Origin of the sequence: Pseudenterobacter timonensis (assembly GCF_900021175.1) — a bacterium.
Classification (GTDB): Bacteria; Pseudomonadota; Gammaproteobacteria; order Enterobacterales; family Enterobacteriaceae; genus Enterobacter; species Enterobacter timonensis.
In genome coordinates this window covers 1-1,304 of sequence record NZ_FCOP01000002.1, presented here as the reverse complement: position 1 = coordinate 1,304, position 1,304 = coordinate 1, and the positions used below count along the sequence as shown (strand labels likewise).

Annotated in this window: 1 protein-coding gene; it reads right to left on the bottom strand. The window is 41.7% G+C overall.

What is annotated here, in order from left to right:
• Nucleotides 1-336: 336 nt before the first annotated feature.
• A complete protein-coding gene (locus BN3796_RS00015) occupies nucleotides 337-1,224 on the bottom strand; it encodes a formylglycine-generating enzyme family protein (protein WP_061706422.1) in 888 nt (295 codons plus the stop codon).
• Between the last annotated feature and the right edge of the window lie 80 nt (nucleotides 1,225-1,304).

Below are 1,304 nucleotides of genomic sequence, written 5' to 3'. Positions count from 1 at the left end.
GTTTCTGTCCCGCAAAAATCTTCAACATCCAGCGGCGAGGTACAGGAGGGAATGTCAAGCTGATAGCGATTCAGGGTGGTATTCATCAAACCGGAAAGGGTATTCTGTAACGTATCCGTCAGGCTCATATTTAATTACTCCATGTAAGATCCGACACGCTGAATGACAATGGGTTTTATCACCAATGAGCACCACTTTTTTACCATTGACAATCATCATTGATGACACAGAAATAGCTTTACTGCTGTGCGTGGTTTTATCACCCAGAATAATGAAACCTTAGACATTGAACGTTCTTGCTTCGGTTAAAATAAGATGCATCACCGTCAAACAATGTTATTTATTAATGACGCAACGAAAAACATACTGTGGACCAACACCATATTTTTCATAATCACCATCAACTTCTTCTGGGAGTGGTGAAGCAGATTGTCTAAACATAGTCAATGCGTATTGTCTGTCGCCGCCAACATTCCCACGCAACACTTTTTCGGTCCCTTGCTCTGGTCCCTGAGGATTGTTTACCGGAGAGTGGGAGTAATAATCTGCTGCATACCAGTCATTGGTCCATTCTGAACCACTCAATCCCATATCATACAGGCCTAAGGGGTTTGATGGGTATTTACCTACTGGATAAATGGGAAGCCCCATCCCGTCAGTGTATTTATTCAGTTCATCCTGGCTGGGGACGTTTTTTCCTGGTAAAAACTCACCATTGTTAGTAGCAAACGGAAAATACTGACCTCTGGATCTTGCCGCAAACTCCCATTGTGCCTCTGTCGGCAAATCAATTTTTTTACCGGATTTTTTACCTAACCACTGACAATAATCTTTTGCCAGTTGCCAGATAACACCTGCAGGATAATCCCCCTTTAGCAGAGAAGGATGACGTTTTGCCAGTATATCCATAGGTGGATTTTTATCTGTTACTTTTAAATAAAAATTAAAATCATCGTTGGTAACTTTATATTTTGACATCGAAAAATCACTTAAAATAACCTTGTGTAAAATTTTATCATCCTGTTGTATGCTGAAAGGCAGTTTTTCACCGACTAACGGTCCAAAATCGCCCATTAAAAACTCACCGCCCTGAACGGGGACCATATTAGAGACCGATTTATCCACAAGTGCTTTAGCCGCTTTTTCACTCCCGGCGGTATTTCCCTGATCGCACCCGGTCAGTAAACCGGCAGCAACGGAAGCAACTACAATTAATTTTCTCATCTTATCACCTTAGCCATTGCATCATGCAGTCATTGTAAAAGTCGGGTGCTGATCATCAATCATGGCAAGATATTCTGACA